This is a genomic window from Algoriella sp., from assembly GCF_036647415.1.
Classification (GTDB): Bacteria; Bacteroidota; Bacteroidia; order Flavobacteriales; family Weeksellaceae; genus Empedobacter.
Genome location: NZ_JAVXKG010000031.1, coordinates 26220 through 42164 on the forward strand (window position 1 = coordinate 26220; position 15945 = coordinate 42164).

Annotated in this window: 19 protein-coding genes; 13 read left to right on the plus strand and 6 right to left on the minus strand. The window is 29.5% G+C overall.

Features of this window, described 5'->3' with window-relative positions; translation table 11 throughout:
* Positions 1 to 68 precede the first annotated feature (68 nt).
* Together RSC72_RS12455 and RSC72_RS12460 are read left to right on the plus strand one after the other, a co-directional pair.
* Complete coding sequence (locus RSC72_RS12455) at positions 69 to 2354, plus strand: GH92 family glycosyl hydrolase (protein WP_332566215.1); 2286 nt, start codon at positions 69 to 71, stop codon at positions 2352 to 2354.
* An 85-nt stretch (positions 2355 to 2439) separates the two neighbouring features.
* Positions 2440 to 2571 carry a hypothetical protein gene (locus tag RSC72_RS12460; RefSeq protein ID WP_332546676.1) on the plus strand — a complete coding sequence of 44 codons (132 nt, stop codon included), beginning with the start codon at positions 2440 to 2442 and terminating at the stop codon, positions 2569 to 2571.
* 66 nt (positions 2572 to 2637) lie between these two features.
* Here RSC72_RS12460 and rimO read toward each other — a convergent pair whose 3' ends face one another.
* From rimO to RSC72_RS12480, 4 genes are all read right to left on the minus strand, one after another.
* Entirely contained in the window at positions 2638 to 3942 is a 1305-nt protein-coding gene (gene rimO / locus RSC72_RS12465) for a 30S ribosomal protein S12 methylthiotransferase RimO (RefSeq protein ID WP_332546677.1), read from the minus strand.
* A 122-nt stretch (positions 3943 to 4064) separates the two neighbouring features.
* Positions 4065 to 5102, minus strand: coding sequence for a glycosyltransferase (locus tag RSC72_RS12470; protein WP_332546679.1), 1038 nt, complete (start codon positions 5100 to 5102; stop codon positions 4065 to 4067).
* Between the two features lie 6 nt (positions 5103 to 5108).
* Positions 5109 to 5552 carry a DUF2750 domain-containing protein gene (locus RSC72_RS12475; protein WP_332546680.1) on the minus strand — a complete coding sequence of 148 codons (444 nt, stop codon included), beginning with the start codon at positions 5550 to 5552 and terminating at the stop codon, positions 5109 to 5111.
* A gap of 2 nt (positions 5553 to 5554) precedes the next feature.
* The gene (locus RSC72_RS12480) at positions 5555 to 6694 is read right to left on the minus strand and encodes a THUMP domain-containing class I SAM-dependent RNA methyltransferase (protein ID WP_332546681.1); all 1140 of its coding nucleotides are present in this window, start codon (positions 6692 to 6694) and stop codon (positions 5555 to 5557) included.
* Between the two features lie 101 nt (positions 6695 to 6795).
* Here RSC72_RS12480 and RSC72_RS12485 point away from each other — a divergent pair, with 101 nt between their 5' ends.
* From RSC72_RS12485 to RSC72_RS12525, 9 genes are all read left to right on the plus strand, one after another.
* A complete protein-coding gene (locus RSC72_RS12485; RefSeq protein WP_332546683.1) occupies positions 6796 to 7284 on the plus strand; it encodes a DUF4265 domain-containing protein in 489 nt (162 codons plus the stop codon).
* A gap of 116 nt (positions 7285 to 7400) precedes the next feature.
* On the plus strand, positions 7401 to 9176 hold the full coding sequence (locus RSC72_RS12490) for an aminopeptidase P family protein (protein ID WP_332546684.1): 1776 nt from the start codon (positions 7401 to 7403) through the stop codon (positions 9174 to 9176).
* Between the two features lie 207 nt (positions 9177 to 9383).
* A complete protein-coding gene (locus tag RSC72_RS12495) occupies positions 9384 to 9719 on the plus strand; it encodes a hypothetical protein (protein WP_332578525.1) in 336 nt (111 codons plus the stop codon).
* A gap of 109 nt (positions 9720 to 9828) precedes the next feature.
* The gene (locus RSC72_RS12500; RefSeq protein WP_332546596.1) at positions 9829 to 10077 is read left to right on the plus strand and encodes a type II toxin-antitoxin system ParD family antitoxin; all 249 of its coding nucleotides are present in this window, start codon (positions 9829 to 9831) and stop codon (positions 10075 to 10077) included.
* A complete protein-coding gene (locus RSC72_RS12505; protein ID WP_332546598.1) occupies positions 10070 to 10369 on the plus strand; it encodes a type II toxin-antitoxin system RelE/ParE family toxin in 300 nt (99 codons plus the stop codon). Before RSC72_RS12500 ends, RSC72_RS12505 begins: the two co-directional genes overlap by 8 nt.
* A 184-nt stretch (positions 10370 to 10553) precedes the next feature.
* Positions 10554 to 10934 carry a Fur family transcriptional regulator gene (locus RSC72_RS12510; RefSeq protein WP_332546599.1) on the plus strand — a complete coding sequence of 127 codons (381 nt, stop codon included), beginning with the start codon at positions 10554 to 10556 and terminating at the stop codon, positions 10932 to 10934.
* 6 nt (positions 10935 to 10940) lie between these two features.
* On the plus strand, positions 10941 to 11669 hold the full coding sequence (locus tag RSC72_RS12515; protein ID WP_332546600.1) for a class I SAM-dependent methyltransferase: 729 nt from the start codon (positions 10941 to 10943) through the stop codon (positions 11667 to 11669).
* A complete protein-coding gene (locus tag RSC72_RS12520; protein WP_332546601.1) occupies positions 11666 to 12373 on the plus strand; it encodes a ZIP family metal transporter in 708 nt (235 codons plus the stop codon). Before RSC72_RS12515 ends, RSC72_RS12520 begins: the two co-directional genes overlap by 4 nt.
* Positions 12374 to 12507: 134 nt before the next feature.
* Entirely contained in the window at positions 12508 to 13626 is a 1119-nt protein-coding gene (locus RSC72_RS12525) for a DUF6438 domain-containing protein (RefSeq protein WP_332546602.1), read from the plus strand.
* 32 nt (positions 13627 to 13658) lie between these two features.
* On the opposite strand, the gene RSC72_RS12530 is transcribed toward RSC72_RS12525, so the two are convergent.
* Positions 13659 to 14252 carry a hypothetical protein gene (locus RSC72_RS12530; RefSeq protein ID WP_332546603.1) on the minus strand — a complete coding sequence of 198 codons (594 nt, stop codon included), beginning with the start codon at positions 14250 to 14252 and terminating at the stop codon, positions 13659 to 13661.
* Positions 14253 to 14585: 333 nt separating this feature from the next.
* On the opposite strand from RSC72_RS12530, the gene RSC72_RS12535 reads away from it, so the two are divergent.
* Positions 14586 to 14849, plus strand: coding sequence for a hypothetical protein (locus RSC72_RS12535; RefSeq protein ID WP_332546604.1), 264 nt, complete (start codon positions 14586 to 14588; stop codon positions 14847 to 14849).
* Positions 14850 to 14872: 23 nt separating this feature from the next.
* Positions 14873 to 15232 (plus strand): hypothetical protein, encoded by a 360-nt coding sequence (locus RSC72_RS12540; protein ID WP_332546606.1) that lies wholly within the window; start codon positions 14873 to 14875, stop codon positions 15230 to 15232.
* Between the two features lie 145 nt (positions 15233 to 15377).
* Here RSC72_RS12540 and RSC72_RS12545 read toward each other — a convergent pair.
* On the minus strand, positions 15378 to 15945 hold a 568-nt coding region (locus RSC72_RS12545), incomplete at its 5' end, for a pseudouridine synthase (protein WP_332578526.1).

The following is a 15945-nucleotide window of genomic DNA, read 5'->3' on the forward strand; positions in this document are numbered from 1 at the left end:
GAAAGTGAAAAGCTTTCCTTTTTTTATGCTCGATTTGTTTAACTTTAATTAAATAATACTTAAAATCGATGCAAACAAAATTATTAATCGCTCTACTCTCTCTCAATTCTCTCGCTTTTGCGCAACAACAGAATTTAGTAAAATATGTCAATCCAATGATTGGAACAGAAAAAATGGGACATACTTTTCCTGGCGCAACAGTTCCATTTGGTGCTGTACAACTAAGTCCAGAAACCGATTCTATTCCTTATTCTGTCAATCATAAATACAATCCAAAAGTATATGATTATTGCGCGGGTTATCGTTTTGAAGATAAAACAATAACAGGATTTAGTCATACACATTTTAATGGAACTGGACATTCGGATTTAGGTGATTTCTTGATTATGCCAACTGTAGGTAAACTTCAATTAAATCCCGGAACAGCTCAAAATCCCGAAAGTGGTTATCGTTCTCGATTTTCTCATCAAAACGAAACTGCGGAAGCGGGATATTACAAAGTTAAATTAGAGGATTACAATATTTGGGCAGAAATGACTGCTTCTACACGTGTTGGTTTTCATCAATATACTTTTCCTAAATCTGGAGATTCGCATATTATTTTGGATTTGAATGCCGGAATTTACAATTACGACGACAAAAATACATGGACGTATGTGCGTGTTGTAAATGATACGTTAATTACAGGTTATCGACAAACACGAGGTTGGGCAAGAAATAGAACTGTTTATTTTGCTATGAGTTTTTCAAAACCTTTCAAAAATTATGGTCAAAAGAATGAAGATGGTCAAGTTGATTACAAAGGTTTTTGGAGAAAATGGAATCAAGATCAAAATTTTCCTTTAATTGAAGGAAAGAAGATCAAGATGTACTTTGATTTTGATACAGAGAAAGATGAAAAAGTAAAAATAAAATTCGCTATTTCTCCCGTTAGTCAAACCAATGCTTTAGAAAATTTGACAACAGAAATTCCACATTGGAATTTTGAACAAGTTCGTAATGAAGCAAAAGAAAATTGGAACAAAGAATTGAACCGAATTCAGATTAAAGCTTCCGAAAATGACAAGACGAATTTTTATACAGCCATGTATCACACCTTTATCAATCCTACAACTTATATGGATGTCAATGGTCAATACAAAGGATTAGATCAAGAAATTCATCAAACAAAAGACTTTACCAATTACACCACTTTTTCGCTTTGGGATACCTATCGTGCTTTGCATCCTTTGTTCAACATCATTCAACCAAAACGCAATAATGATATGGTAAAATCGATGATGAAACATTACGAACAAAATCCAGTCAAAATGTTACCAATTTGGTCACATTACGCAAACGAAAATTGGTGTATGAGTGGTTATCATTCTGTTACGGTTATTTCTGATGCAATTGTAAAAGGAGTTTATAATGGTGATGCAAATTCTGCGCTGGACGCTTGTATCGTTACGGCAAATAAACGCGATTATGAAGGAATCGGTGATTATATCGATAAAGGATATATTCCGTCAGAGAAAAATGGCACTTCAGTTTCGAATACCTTAGAATATGCGTTTGATGATTGGTCGATTGCGCAAGCTGCCAAAAAATTGAATAGAATGGATGTTTACGAAACATTTATGAAACGTTCTGAAAATTGGAAAAATAATTATGATACTTCAATCGGTTTTATGCGTCCACGATTAGCTGATGGAAATTTCAAAAAAGAATTTGATCCGTTGAATACGCATGGACAAGGTTTTATTGAGGGAAATTCGTGGAATTTCAGCTTTTTTGTTCCTCAAAATCCTGATGGATTAATTACAATTATGGGAGGAAAAAAGAAATTCAATCAAAAGTTAGATGAATTATTTACAATGCATTTATCAGACGAATATTTTGCAGATACCGAAGATATTACACGCGAAGGAATAATTGGTGGTTACGTACATGGAAATGAGCCAGCACACCATGTTGCATATTTGTATAATTGGTCTGGACAACCTTGGAAAACGCAAGAAAAAATTCGTATGATTTTGGATATGCAATACAAGCCAACTGCTGATGGATTGGGCGGAAATGATGATACAGGACAAATGAGTGCGTGGTATATTTTTAGTGCGTTAGGATTTTATCCTGTTCAACAAGGAGCAAGCGAATACGCAATTGGAAGTCCTTTGGTGGATCATGCTATTCTTAATTTGGAAAATGGAAAACAATTTGAAATTGAAGTTAAAAACCAATCTAAAAAGAATATTTACATTCAGAAAATAGAGTTAAACGGAAAGCAATATTCATCATTTAACCTTAATCATTTTGATATTGTAAATGGCGGAAAAATAGTATTTTATATGGGAGATAAACCTAAAAAGTAAACGTTAAAAAACTAATAATTAATACTTTAATTTTGACAAGTGATTTTTAATCATTAATTTAAGGTAAATTTTAAAACCTAAAACAATGGCTAAAAAAGCAAAAAAAGAAGAAAATCAATTACAGAAATTAGTGGATAAATTAAAAGATCCAAATCATAGAAGATTAGTACAAGCAAATCGAATGAAGAAAAAATTACGTAATAACGCAAAAAACTAATTTGATTATTTACTGAATAAAAAAACCACTCAATTGAGTGGTTTTCTGTTTATTATATCTATTTAATTAATCAATTACTTTACCAATTAAATCAAATTCATACGCTTCTATAATTTCTACATTTATAAAATCTCCAATAGGTAAATAAGTGTCAATTGCAGAAATTAAAACTTCGTTATCTACATCTGGTGAATCATGCTCTGTACGACCAATAAAGTTTTCTCCTTCTTTACGATCAATCATAACTTTGAATTGTTTTCCAATTTTTTCTTGATTCAAATCGTAAGAAATTTGAGATTGAAGTTCCATAATTTCTTCTACACGTTGTTGCTTTACTTCTTCTGGAACATCATCTTCCAAATTATAAGCATGTGTATTTTCTTCGTGAGAATAAGTAAAACATCCTAAACGATCAAATTTTTGCTCCTGTACCCAAGCTTTCATTTCTTGAAAATCTTCTTCCGTTTCTCCTGGATATCCACAAATTAGCGTTGTACGAATTGTCATATCAGGAACTTTTGTACGAAAAGCATCTAATAATGCATTGGTTTTTTCGTGAGTTGTTCCACGACGCATCGATTTCAATAATTTAGTCGAAATATGTTGTAATGGAATATCTAAATAATTACAAACCTTAGGTTCTTCACGAATTACATCTAACACATCTTCTGGGAAACCAGCTGGGAAAGCGTAATGTAAACGAATCCACTCGATTCCTTCAATCTTCACCAACTCTTTCAATAAAGATGCTAATTCACGCTTTTTATAAATATCCAACCCATAATACGTTAAATCTTGAGCAATCAAAATCAACTCTTTTGTTCCTTTTTTAGCCAATTTAGTTGCTTCTGTAACCAAATCTTCTATTGGGCGAGAAACATTACCTCCACGCATCAACGGAATTGCACAAAATGAACAAGGACGATCACAACCTTCTGCAATTTTAAGATAAGCATAATGACGTGGCGTTGTCGTAAGACGTTCACCAACCAATTCGTGCTTATAATCTGCTCCAAGAGCTTTCAACAACAAAGGTAATTCTCTAGTTCCGAAATACTGATCGACATTAGGAATTTGCTCTAATAAATCTGGTTTGTAACGTTCTGATAAACATCCCGTCACGAAAACTTTCTCCACCAAACCATCTTCTTTACGTTGCACGTAATCTAAAATAGTATCAATACTTTCTTCTTTGGCATTATCAATAAAACCACAAGTATTAATCACAACAATATCTCCAGATTGCTCATGTACAACGTCTTTGCCATTAGCTTTTAGTTGTCCCATTAACACCTCAGAATCGTATACATTTTTAGAACATCCTAACGTAATTACATTAATTTTCTTTTTTCCAGTCGATTTCGTACGCATTACTTTAATTTAAGTCTGCAAAATTACGAAATTTTTCGATGCATTTGCTAGCTGATAAGCATTATTTTATCAAATGAAAAAAGGTCAAGAATTAAATCTCGACCTTTTATATTTTATTATTCTTAATCTATATGATAATGACTTGGAAATGCTTCTTTAGGATTTTGTTTTAGAATATTTAATTTGAATTGACTTTCTAAAAATCCATATCCATAATTAAAAAACTGAATCAAGGTTGTGATAATGGATAAAAGTCCAACTTTAGCAGATTTGAATCTTATTGTAGAAAATATAAATATTAAAAACATATAAATCAACCACATAACAAATGGCATTTGAAGTATAAATTTATATAAATTGAATAAATAACTTAAGGCTAAAAATAAAAACGCAACTAACGTTCCGACAAAAAATAAACTTGGAAACCAAAAAGTTGGTTTGATATATTTTGGATGACGCTGATTAAGAATTGGGCGAGCAACACCAAATTGATAAACTTGTTTCGCAAATTTTTTGAGTGAAGTTCTACGCTTATGAATCACTTTAGAATCTGAAAAAAGTCTTGTTTCAAAACCATTTTCCCACAAACGCATCGATAAATCTGGATCTTCACCAACTCGTAAATCTGCAAAACCACCTGTTTTTTCATACGCTTTACGAGAAATTCCCATATTAAAACTACGTGGCTGAAATTTACCTATTTGCTTTTTTCCTCCACGAATTCCTCCCGTTGTAAGAAACGAAGTCATCGAGAAAGTAATCGCTTTTTGCATATCTGTAAACGAATCGTCCGCATCATCAGGACCACCAAAAGCATCAACAAAATTGGTTGATAATTCTTGCTTTACACTTGCAATATAAGTTGATGGAATAATGGTATCAGAATCTAAGAAAATAAAATAATTTCCATTCGCTTTTTCCATACCATAATTGCGCGATTTTCCTGGACCAGAATTCGTTTTGTAATAATAATGAAGATTTAATTGATTCTCAAATTTAGCACAAACCGTATCCAATTTACTTTGAGAACCATCATCTACAATTATGATTTCGAATAAGTTATCCGTTTGTTTTGTTAAACTCGTTAATAATTCGGTTAATTCATCTTGACGTTCATAAACCGCAATAATTATTGAAATCTGTAAATCCTTCGTTTCCAAAATATTTTATTGATTGAATGATTCTTTTAGTTCTAACGTAACCGTTTTAATTTCGTTTAAATCCTTGAAATGATTTAACTTAAATGATTTATCAGATTTTTTTAATTCATGTACAATCGCCAAAATAGTGTCCAAAGGACTATCCTCCTCACCTTTTGAAGATTCATCAAAATTAATTCCAACCAAAGAAACTTCTTCAATCATTCCGAAAAGCCATTCTTCCAAAAAAGTGTTTAAATCAATTGTCTCAATTTTATGATTTTTCCATTGATTTTGTTTCGCTTTTTCAGCTAAATCTGTATTCGACCAAAAACAAATTATTTCTAAATTAGATCCGTCTTCATACTCAAATTCTTCTGAATATGAAATTGCAAAACCTTCTTCAGAAGATAAAATATATACTTTTTCTTCGTTACAAATTTCTTTTATAAATTGATTAAATTGACTCACGATTAATCGTTTTGATTTTTAGTTTTTTTACTTCCTTCGTACATTTCGTATTGCAAGAAATCACACTCTAATTTTCCGTTGAAAACCTTTATTTTACGAGAAGGACGCAAACCTACATACTTCTTCGCTTGTAAATCTGAGGTAATAAACCAAGCCAATGTGTTAGGATAACTTGCTTTCAATGTATCACCAATTTGTTTGTAAAAATCTTGGTTATTATTTTCGATACGCTCATCATAAGGCGGATTGAAAACCAAAAGTACTGGAAATAATTCTTTTTTTGATGTAAAGAAATCTTGGTGTCTAACCTCAATAATATCTTCTAAATCTGCTGATTTGATATTCATTTGAGCGATTTTAGCCATCAAAGGAGAAATTTCGTACCCTACAATTTTGTAATCAAACTCTCTGATACGATTAATTCGTGTATTTCTGATTTGTGTAAATAACGTTTCGTCATAATCTGGCCAATTCTGAAAAGCAAAACGTTTACGGTGCAATTGCGCCGGAATTTGATTTGCAATCATCGCAGCTTCTATCAACATTGTTCCAGAACCACACATTGGGTCAAGGTAATTTCCTTTTCCGTCCCAACCTGCTTGCAACAAAAGACCTGCTGCTAAAACTTCGTTTATCGGTGCAGGACCAGTTTCTTCACGGTAACCACGTTTGTGCAAAGAATCTCCTGAAGAATCTAAAGACAATGTTACTTTATCGTGAGAGATATGTAAGTTGAAACGTACATCTGGCGCATCTTTATCGATACTTGGACGACGACCATCTTTTTCTTTGAAACGATCTACAATTGCATCTTTCACTTTAAGCGCTGCATAATGCGAATGCGTAAAATAATCTGAAAAAACAGTAGGATCAATCATAAAAGTTTGATCGACGTTAAAATAATTTTCCCAATGAAATTTTTTCATTTTTTCATATAGCTGTCCCTCTGTTTTAGCAGAAAAAGATAAAATAGGTTTCTGAATTCTAAGTGCCGTGCGTAAGCTGTAATTGGCTTTATACATGAAACCTAAGTCTCCATTGAATTCGACCATTCTGTTCTGAATATTTACATCTGCTGCTCCTAACGCTTTTAATTCTTGCGCCAATACTTCTTCGAAACCAAAAAAGGTTTTCGCTATCATTTTGAAATTTTCCAAGGAAATAATTTTTTACAAAAGTACGGTAAATAAAGGAAATTGAGAAGTTAGAATAAACTATATTTGATTTTTAACTTAAAGCAAATATGAATCAAGAAACTAAATATGAAAAAATATTGGTTAGATATTATAGTAATGTTTTAGAAGAAGTTGTTGTCGAAACTCTATGGGCAGAAACTATAAATAAAGAAAAAGGGTTATATAAAGTAGATAATATTCCTTTTTATGGAGCAAATTTCTCAAGTGATGATATCGTTTTTGCTGAATATGATCGTAATGAAGAACGTTTGACATTTAGAAAAGTAATTGAGTTTTCAGGAAATTCAACAATACAAGTTATCATAATTAACAATAAAGTTAATATCAATGAAATTAGAGCTATTTTCAATAATTTGGAGTGTATTAGTGAAGCTTTAAACGATAAATATTTTGTTATAGAAATACCTACCAAAATAAATTATAAACCAATTTTCATTAAATTAATTGACTTAGAAGAAAAAAAAATTATTTCTTTTGCAGAGCCTGTACTTTCAGAGAAACATAATAATGATAAAACAGCTTTAAATAAAAACTAAATTATACTTTAATTGAAGTTTTCTTAACTAAAATAAGAATATGTATTCATTAAATTCTTCAACCATTCTTCGTATATTTAGCACGTAAAATTATTGAACAAAAGTAGAAAAAAACAATGGAAAAAATTACAGATCGTCTTTCGTCGTTGAGAGATACTATGAAAAAAAATGGTGTAAACGCAACTATTATTTCTGGAACAGATCCTCATGGAAGTGAGTATTTACCAGATCATTGGAAAGAGCGTTTATGGATTTCTAATTTTAATGGAACAGCAGGAACCGTTGTTGTAACTTTAGAAAAAGCTGCTCTTTGGACAGATTCTCGCTATTTTATACAAGCTGAAGAACAATTAGAAGGTACAACTTTTGAGTTGATGAAAATGAAAATGGAAGGAACTCCTTCTGTTAATGAATGGTTGATTTCTGAATTAAAAGAAGGTGAAGTTGTAGGACTTAATCCTCAGATGTTTTCACATTTTGCTCATATTCAGAATTATAATGAATTAACTTTCAATAAACTTTCGGTTAAATCAATAGATTTAATAGAAGACGCATGGCAAAATCGTCCAATTTTACCAACAAATCCGTTCTTTCTTTTCGATACTAAATTTGCTGGAAAATCGGCTTCAGAAAAATTAGTAGAAGTTCGTCAAGAAATGAAAAAAAGTAATACAAATGTTTACATTTTATCAGCTTTAGATGAAATTGCATGGTTATTTAACATTCGTGGAAATGATGTGAATTACAATCCATTAACTATTTCTTACGCGCTTGTAGATACAGAAAAAGCAATTCTTTTTATTGACGAAACAAAAGTTACTGACGAAACAAAAACGGCTTTAGCGAAAGAAGGAATTTCAATAAAATCATATTTAGATATTTATACTTATTTGAATAATCTAAACCAAAATGAACATGTTTTATTTGATGGTAACAAAACAAATCAAGCATTATATGAAGCTATTTCTTCAACTTCTACAATCAACTTAATTGCATCGCCAGTAACAAGTCTTAAAGCGATTAAAAATGAAGTTGAATTAGATAATTTTAGAAAAGCAATGGTAAAAGATGGTGTTGCTTTGACAAAATTTTTCATGTGGTTAGAAGAAAATATTAACAACAATATCAACGAAGTTACGGTTGACGAAAAATTAAAATTTTATAGAGCCGAACAAGAAAATTTTAAAGGCGCAAGTTTCGGAACAATCTGTGGATATGCAGATCATGGCGCAATGAATCACTATTCTGCAACACCAGAATCGGCTTATACACTGGGCACAGATAAAATGTTATTGATAGATTCTGGCGGACAATATTTAGAAGGAACAACAGATATTACTCGAACGTTGATTTTGGGAGAACCAACAGCTCAACAAAAAACTGATTATACATTAGTTTTGAAAGGAATGATTGATTTATCAGAAATTATTTTCCCAGCCAACACGCGCGGTTCTCAATTGGATGCATTTGCACGAAAAGCACTTTGGGATTACGGTTTTAATTACGGTCATGGAACTGGACACGGAGTTGGACATTTTTTATGTGTACACGAAGGTCCACAAAGCATTAGAGTGGAAGAAAACTTGACAACATTAAAACCAGGAATGGTACTTTCTAACGAACCAGGTTTGTACCGCGATGGTGAGTACGGAATCAGAATAGAAAATTTAATTGTTGTACAACCTGCATTATCAACAGAGTTTGGAGATTTCTATAAATTTGAAACAATCACAATTTCTCCTATCGACAAAACTTTAATTGATGTAACATTATTAACTGACGAAGAAATAACTTGGTTAAATAATTATCACCAATTTGTTTTTGAGCAATTAAATTCTTTCTTAAACGAAAAAGAAACTGCTTGGTTAAAAGAAAAATGTAAGTCCCTGTAAAATATATGGGGTTTGGATTTAATTTATTTTTCGTTTTTGTACTAATACCTTTAATTTGTATTTTGTTAATAACTTGGTTTATTACAAAAAATAAAATATATGCAAAAGCAATTAGCTTTATAATAATTGGAATTGTAATTATTATGTTGTTATCAAGTATAGTAAGAATTTTTACTAAAAAAATGATTATTAAAAGAAATGATTATTATGGAGATTACATTATTGATCGAAGTTTTTTTTAGTGGTAAACAATCAGATTGGCAGTATAATACTTTTAGATTTACAATAAAAAAAAATGATTCAATTTATTTTAACATAACAGATAAAGATAAAATTATTAAGACATATAAAGGTAAAATTGACACAAACGAAATATATGAATCTAAACGATTAATAATTAAAATGGAAGAACCAAATCATCATATTTTAATTGAAAATCCAACTACTTATAGACAAGTTTGGAATTTCTATTTAGTTTTTAATTCTAAAAAATTTAATAATGTGTTTTTCAAAAAAGGTAATTGGAAACCATTAAAAGATTAAATATTCAAAATCCTATTCAACTCGAATAGGATTTTTTTTATTTAAAAGAAAAATAATTTAGTTTGATAATGTTACCAAAATTTGGTAACTTTATTAAAAATTTAAAATCATGGGACGAAATACATCTGTTTCTTTAGGAAATCACTTTGAAAACTTTGTTGATAACAGTATTTCTGAGGGTAGATTCAAAAACGCAAGTGAGGTTATCCGTGCTGGATTAAGATTATTAGAAGAAGAGGAAAATAAGCTTCTTGCACTAAAAAAAGCAATTAATGATGGCATTCAAAGTGGTATTTCAGAAAATTTTGAACCCAAAAAACATCTTGAGTTATTAAAAGCTAAAAAAAGAAATGGCTAAATATCTTCTTACAAATAAGGCTGTTGAAGATTTATCAAAAATTTGGAATTATACGTATGAAGTTTGGTCAGAAAATCAGGCTGATAAATATTATTTTGAATTACTTAATGATTGTCAAACTTTAGCAGAAAATCAACGTTTAGGAAAAAATTATAACGAAATCGACACCCAAATTTTCGGTTATAATTCTGGACAACATATTATTTTCTACAGAATAATAAATGTAGAAGAAATAGAAATCACAAGGATATTACACACAAGTATGGATTTAAAAATCAGAATTAGTGAATAAATAACTTATCCAGATGAGAAGCTGAAATGAATTTAACTTGACAAAGGGATATCTTAAACACAAAGTCATTCTGAACTCGTTTCAGAATCGCATCATAATTAAAATATAAAATCCTATTCTACTCGAATAGGATTTTTTGTTTTAAATTAAAAATCGTATTATTGCAACAGACTTGCATTAAGTAATGAAAAGAAGAAATACGCCAACAAAACAAGCCGTTTTAGATTTGTTTGATTCTCGTGAAACAGCGCTTAATCAAGAACAAATTGAACTGCAATTACAAGAGAAAATGGATCGTGCAACGATTTATCGTATTCTTAATAATTTCTGCGAAGATGGCGTAATGCACAAAGTTGTGGGCGATGATGGAATAAATTATTTTGCAATGTGCAAAACATCTTGCCAAGAAAAGCAACATCAACACGATCATTTTCATTTTCGCTGTACGACGTGCAATCAACTCGTTTGTCTTAATGAAGAAATAAAAATTAATTTACCCGAAGGATTTTCGATGAAGGACTGTAATTGCGTTATTACAGGCGTTTGTCATAATTGCCAAAAATAAAAAACAATGGATTTACAATGGTTTGTAAAATGGTTTAATTCACCATATTATCACATATTATATCAAAACAGAAGCTTAACAGAAGCTGAAGATTTTATCAAAAAATTGACAGAAAATTTGCACTTAGCTAATCATGCAAAAGTGTTAGATTTGGCTTGTGGAAAAGGTCGACATGCTATTACATTAAACAAATTAGGATTTGATGTTTTGGGAATCGATTTGGCTACAGAAAGTATAAAATATGCAAAACAATTTGAAAACGATCACTTAAAATTTGAAGTTCATGATATGCGCGAAGTTTATCATCCAAATGAATTTGATGCCGTTTTTAATCTATTTACAAGTTTTGGATATTTTGAAGATTACAACGATAATTTCAAGGTTTTCGAAGCTGTAAAACAACAAATTAAAGAAAAAGGAATTTTTGTTTTGGATTATTTGAATGCCGAAAAAGTTGTTTCGACAATGGTTCCATACGAAGAAAAATTAATTGATAACATTTTATTCAAAATTACAAAATCAGTAGAAAATGGTTTTGTCAAAAAGGAAATTGATTTTACAGATAATGGCGAAACATTTCATTTTGAAGAATATGTACGTTTGATTTATTTCAACGATTTCAAAAAAATCTACGAAACAGCAGGTTTTGAACTTAAAAATGCATTTGGAAACTATAATCTTGCCGATTTTGACGAAAAAACTTCGGATAGATTAATATTAGTTCTTAAAAAATGATAGAAAGTTTAATTCTAATTTCAAGTGTTTTAATTGGTGTTATTTGCTCAAAATTATTTCTAAAGAATAAACACAATTCTAAGCTTTTACTTACGTTTAGTGGTGCCTATTTTTTGGCGATGACGGTATTGGAAATTTTACCACAAGTTTACGGTCATCCTAATACCAATCATAGTTCGCACGCCATAGGTTTGTATGTTTTGTTGGGTGTTGTGGTACAATATATTCTCGAAACGATAAGCAAAGGCGTAGAACACGGACATATACATTTGCATAAAAAAGAACAATTTCCGATGGGAATTTTTCTTGGTTTATTTTTGCATTCAATTATAGAAGGAATTCCTGTTGCAAATGCGGAATCGCACAATTTTATGTGGGCAATTTTTGTTCATAATATTCCAGTTTCTATGATTTTATTTAGTGCTTTGAGCCAACATACGGAGTCTAACGGAAAACGATTCCTATTTATGTCTTTGTTCGCTTTGGCTGCTCCGTTTGGTTATTTTTTAGGAAAACATACGATAATTTCTAATTATTCTTTGGAAATGAGTGCTATTGTTTCAGGAATATTTTTACATATCTCAACCGTTATTTTGTTTGAAAGTAACGAAGGACATAAATTCAACTTACAAAAATTTGGTTCTATATTAGTAGGATTTGTACTCGCTTATCTTACTGTATCAATGCATGTGCATTCACATTAAAAATTAAGAAAGAAATAATTCTAAATAAATAATTTTCAGATTGAGCTTGTCGAAGGAATTTAAATTTTAGCTTCCTTTTTTATAATAAAAAAGCTCAGTAGAAATCAGTATATTTAACACAATAATGGTATACAATGAATCGAATAATACTTTACATTCTACTTATTATATGTACAATAAGTTGCAATAATCCTTTTGATAAAAACACTTCTGAAGCTTTACAAGGTGATTGGGTAAGAGAAAATTATCCTATTGAAAAAGATTCTATTCTCGAAGAACCTCTACCTGATCTTTATCGAATAAATACTTTATTCACTTTTAAAGCTGATACACTTTTGAATTCTAATCATTTTGGTAGCTACAATGAAAAAACGAAAAAGTATAAATATTTAAGTTATAAAGCTGAATTTCAAGTAAAAGATTCCATGATTTCTTGGTTTAATACGATTACTAAAAAAAATATTGATTTTGGTAAAGTAAAAAAAATTACAACAGATACAATTTACTTAGAAAATTTCATGCTAATTCGTGAAAAAAAAATACATCAATATAATGATTTTGATGTAATTATTGTTACAAGTAGTGGTTGTTATGGCTCTTGTCCAATATATAATTATCGGTTAGAATCTAATGGTTATATAATTTATGCAGGTGAAAAATTTACAAAAATTAACGGTGTTTACAAAGGAACTATCAACAAAGAATATTTCAACTATTTTAAACAAGTTTTAAATCAAATTGATCTAAAAAACACTGATAATGAATACACCGATAATGCAACAGATGGAAATTCAGAAGAAATTGTTTTCATTAAAAATAATAAAGTCTTTAAACGAATTTCATTTTACATAAATGATGGACCACCAAAAGTCAAACAATTATTAGATATTTTACGTGCTATGAATTATTATATTGAGAATAACAAACCATATTATTATGAAAATTATTTTCCTATTTTAAATCCATTTATAAGCAAGAAAGAAGTTGATCTAGAAGATTTCAGCGATTATCAGTTGTTTTATTTATGGACAGAATTAATGAAACATCCTTCAAAAAAGTTTCAGTTTAAACTGAAAACTTTTAAAATAAATAAATTTAGATATAAATTTATTTATGAAGAAATTTCTCCTCAATCATTAGAAACAATAGAAACAGATGGTCAGCGTTTTCAAATAAAATTTAAAAACAAACCCATACAATACTATGATTTGGGATATAATTTTTTAGTAAATAATAATTTGACATATAAATAGAAAAGAAAGCTAAATTTTAGCTTCCTTTTCTATTATAACATTTTGCGATGATCTAAAACAAGAATTCCATCAGTTGAGATAAATTTCCATTTCTGATCTTTTTTGCATTCTTCACTTTCTGTGATTGATTTTATATTAAAATCTACTTCTTTGTTTTTCATTATTATATCCGTTTGATAATCGCATTCTTCAACTTTTACAATTGTTGACACATTATCTTTTGATAACAAATCCGTTTCTGAAATAGATTTTATTGCATCATTTATAATATTAAGATCCAATTCATTGTAAACCAAATCATAATTATTTGTAACTAAAGTAGAAGATAATCGAAACGAATTTGATTCGATATCATTACGCACAACAGAGTTTTTAGGTTTCAAATCTAATTCTTCAATTCTTTTTGGACAACCTAAATTATTCGAAATATTTTCTGATTTTTTGCTTTGCAAATCTTTCTGAAAAGCTTGAATTTCATTAAATAATTGTTTTTTTTCAGGAGAAGCTTCCGTAAATTCTGACGTTTGAGCTAATTCTGAAACTGATAATTTTTGAGGTTCTGAACTTTTTTCAGAGCAATTAATCAATAAAATAAAAGTAAATAAAATGTAAAAGTAGTTTTTCATAAGCAAGTTTTTGGTTTGACAAAAGTATGAAATATTATACTCAATTTCAATATTTTAACATTAATACAACCTACTTTATTCTATGACTTATTTTTTATAATAGATATACTAATCTCCTTTACAATTATAATTAGGCACAAAATCTAGCTTTAACATACAACATATAGCTTACCATAATACTACAAATTTTATTTACGTATCAAATTCAAAAATTATAAAGCTATTAAGAATCATTATTACCTATAAAATAAAAAAATATTTTTTATTAAGCATTATTGTATATTAAATTTTAAAATTATAATTTTAATAATCAAACAATTAACACTAAAAATCATGAAACAATTATTTTTTATCGCTGTAATTTTGGTTACAGGATTTTCTTCTTTTTCATTTTCTACAATTAAGAATAATGTTCCTATAAAAGAGAGCACTAAAACTATTAATTACATTCAAGCTTATGTTGTAAAATCAACAGATGGTATAACTCTATATTTTCAACAATTAGACTGCGCTCAGAATTATATAAATGAATTTGGCGGAACATTAGAAGGTACAGCTCGCGTTAAAGAAACTCAAGCTTTTTCTTGCGCATTTTAAAAAAAACAATAAAATTTATATTTATGAAAAATTTAATCACGTTAGCAATGATTACTATAGGTAGTTTTGCATTTGGACAAACATGTAATATTGAGCAAAATGGTATTTTTGAATTAAATCAATTTGGTTCTGATGATGTATTTTTTTATACAGCACCTAATAGTATTCAAAATCCCAGTGCAGATAATTACACATACTCTTGGGAATTCAATTTTGAAAATGGAAACTTCTTAGGTTCTAACGAAAGAGAGCCAATCGTTGCTATACCTTGTAGTAACAAGGTTACATATACAAAAGTTACAGTTAGTAATGGAACATGTATTAAAGTAATTGAAAAAACATGGAGACCTAAAGTTTGTGGTACCGGAAATCTAATTAATTAATAAAATGAAAACCACTCTAATTTTTAGAGTGGTTTTCATTTTATATCAACTTTATAATTTTACCATATTTCAATTTAGAAACTAAACTCTGATAATACAAATTCTTTTTCCAAAACTAGAGACAAAACCATTACAATAATAGCATTTAAATATAATCATTAATATCTAATCCTAGTATATCAGCCACTTTTTCAAACTCTTCATTAATAGTAGCATTCAAAGTTATTCGTTCGTTTGTAATCGGATGATTAAAGACAAGCTGATGAGCGTGCAACATCATTCCCTTCAGTTCAAAATTCTCTAACCACAATTTATTTTGTTTGTTGCAACCATGCGGACGACTACCCAAAATTGGATGTAAAATATGTTTGAAATGTTTGCGTAATTGATGCATACGCCCTGTTTCGGGAATTGCTTCTACCAAAGAATAACGAGAAGTTGGGTGATTGTTAAATTCTAACTCTATTTCTGCCTTTTGTAAGCGACGAAAATAGGTTATTGCATTTTGCTTTACGCCATCGTCATTCGTCAAATCATAATCTATCGTTAATTCATCTGGCGACCAACCGCGTAAAATTGCCAAATATTTCTTTTCAACTTCACGAGTTGCAAAACGATCATTCATAATTTTTAACGCTTCTTTGTCTAATGCAAAAAGTAAAACTCCCGATGTTTTACGGTCCAAACGATGAATTGGATAAACATGTTGTCCA

Coding starts and splice junctions, on each gene's coding strand:
- RSC72_RS12485 (WP_332546683.1), top strand. CDS start 6,796: ATGAATCAAGAAACTAAATATGAAAAAATATTGGTTAGATATTATAGT.
- RSC72_RS12455 (WP_332566215.1), top strand. CDS start 69: ATGCAAACAAAATTATTAATCGCTCTACTCTCTCTCAATTCTCTCGCT.
- RSC72_RS12540 (WP_332546606.1), top strand. CDS start 14,873: ATGAAAAATTTAATCACGTTAGCAATGATTACTATAGGTAGTTTTGCA.
- RSC72_RS12460 (WP_332546676.1), top strand. CDS start 2,440: ATGGCTAAAAAAGCAAAAAAAGAAGAAAATCAATTACAGAAATTAGTG.
- RSC72_RS12500 (WP_332546596.1), top strand. CDS start 9,829: ATGGGACGAAATACATCTGTTTCTTTAGGAAATCACTTTGAAAACTTT.
- RSC72_RS12510 (WP_332546599.1), top strand. CDS start 10,554: ATGAAAAGAAGAAATACGCCAACAAAACAAGCCGTTTTAGATTTGTTT.
- RSC72_RS12515 (WP_332546600.1), top strand. CDS start 10,941: ATGGATTTACAATGGTTTGTAAAATGGTTTAATTCACCATATTATCAC.
- RSC72_RS12525 (WP_332546602.1), top strand. CDS start 12,508: ATGAATCGAATAATACTTTACATTCTACTTATTATATGTACAATAAGT.
- RSC72_RS12490 (WP_332546684.1), top strand. CDS start 7,401: ATGGAAAAAATTACAGATCGTCTTTCGTCGTTGAGAGATACTATGAAA.
- RSC72_RS12530 (WP_332546603.1), bottom strand. CDS start 14,252: ATGAAAAACTACTTTTACATTTTATTTACTTTTATTTTATTGATTAAT.
- RSC72_RS12535 (WP_332546604.1), top strand. CDS start 14,586: ATGAAACAATTATTTTTTATCGCTGTAATTTTGGTTACAGGATTTTCT.
- RSC72_RS12505 (WP_332546598.1), top strand. CDS start 10,070: ATGGCTAAATATCTTCTTACAAATAAGGCTGTTGAAGATTTATCAAAA.
- RSC72_RS12480 (WP_332546681.1), bottom strand. CDS start 6,694: ATGATAGCGAAAACCTTTTTTGGTTTCGAAGAAGTATTGGCGCAAGAA.
- RSC72_RS12520 (WP_332546601.1), top strand. CDS start 11,666: ATGATAGAAAGTTTAATTCTAATTTCAAGTGTTTTAATTGGTGTTATT.
- rimO (WP_332546677.1), bottom strand. CDS start 3,942: ATGCGTACGAAATCGACTGGAAAAAAGAAAATTAATGTAATTACGTTA.
- RSC72_RS12495 (WP_332578525.1), top strand. CDS start 9,384: ATGGAGATTACATTATTGATCGAAGTTTTTTTTAGTGGTAAACAATCA.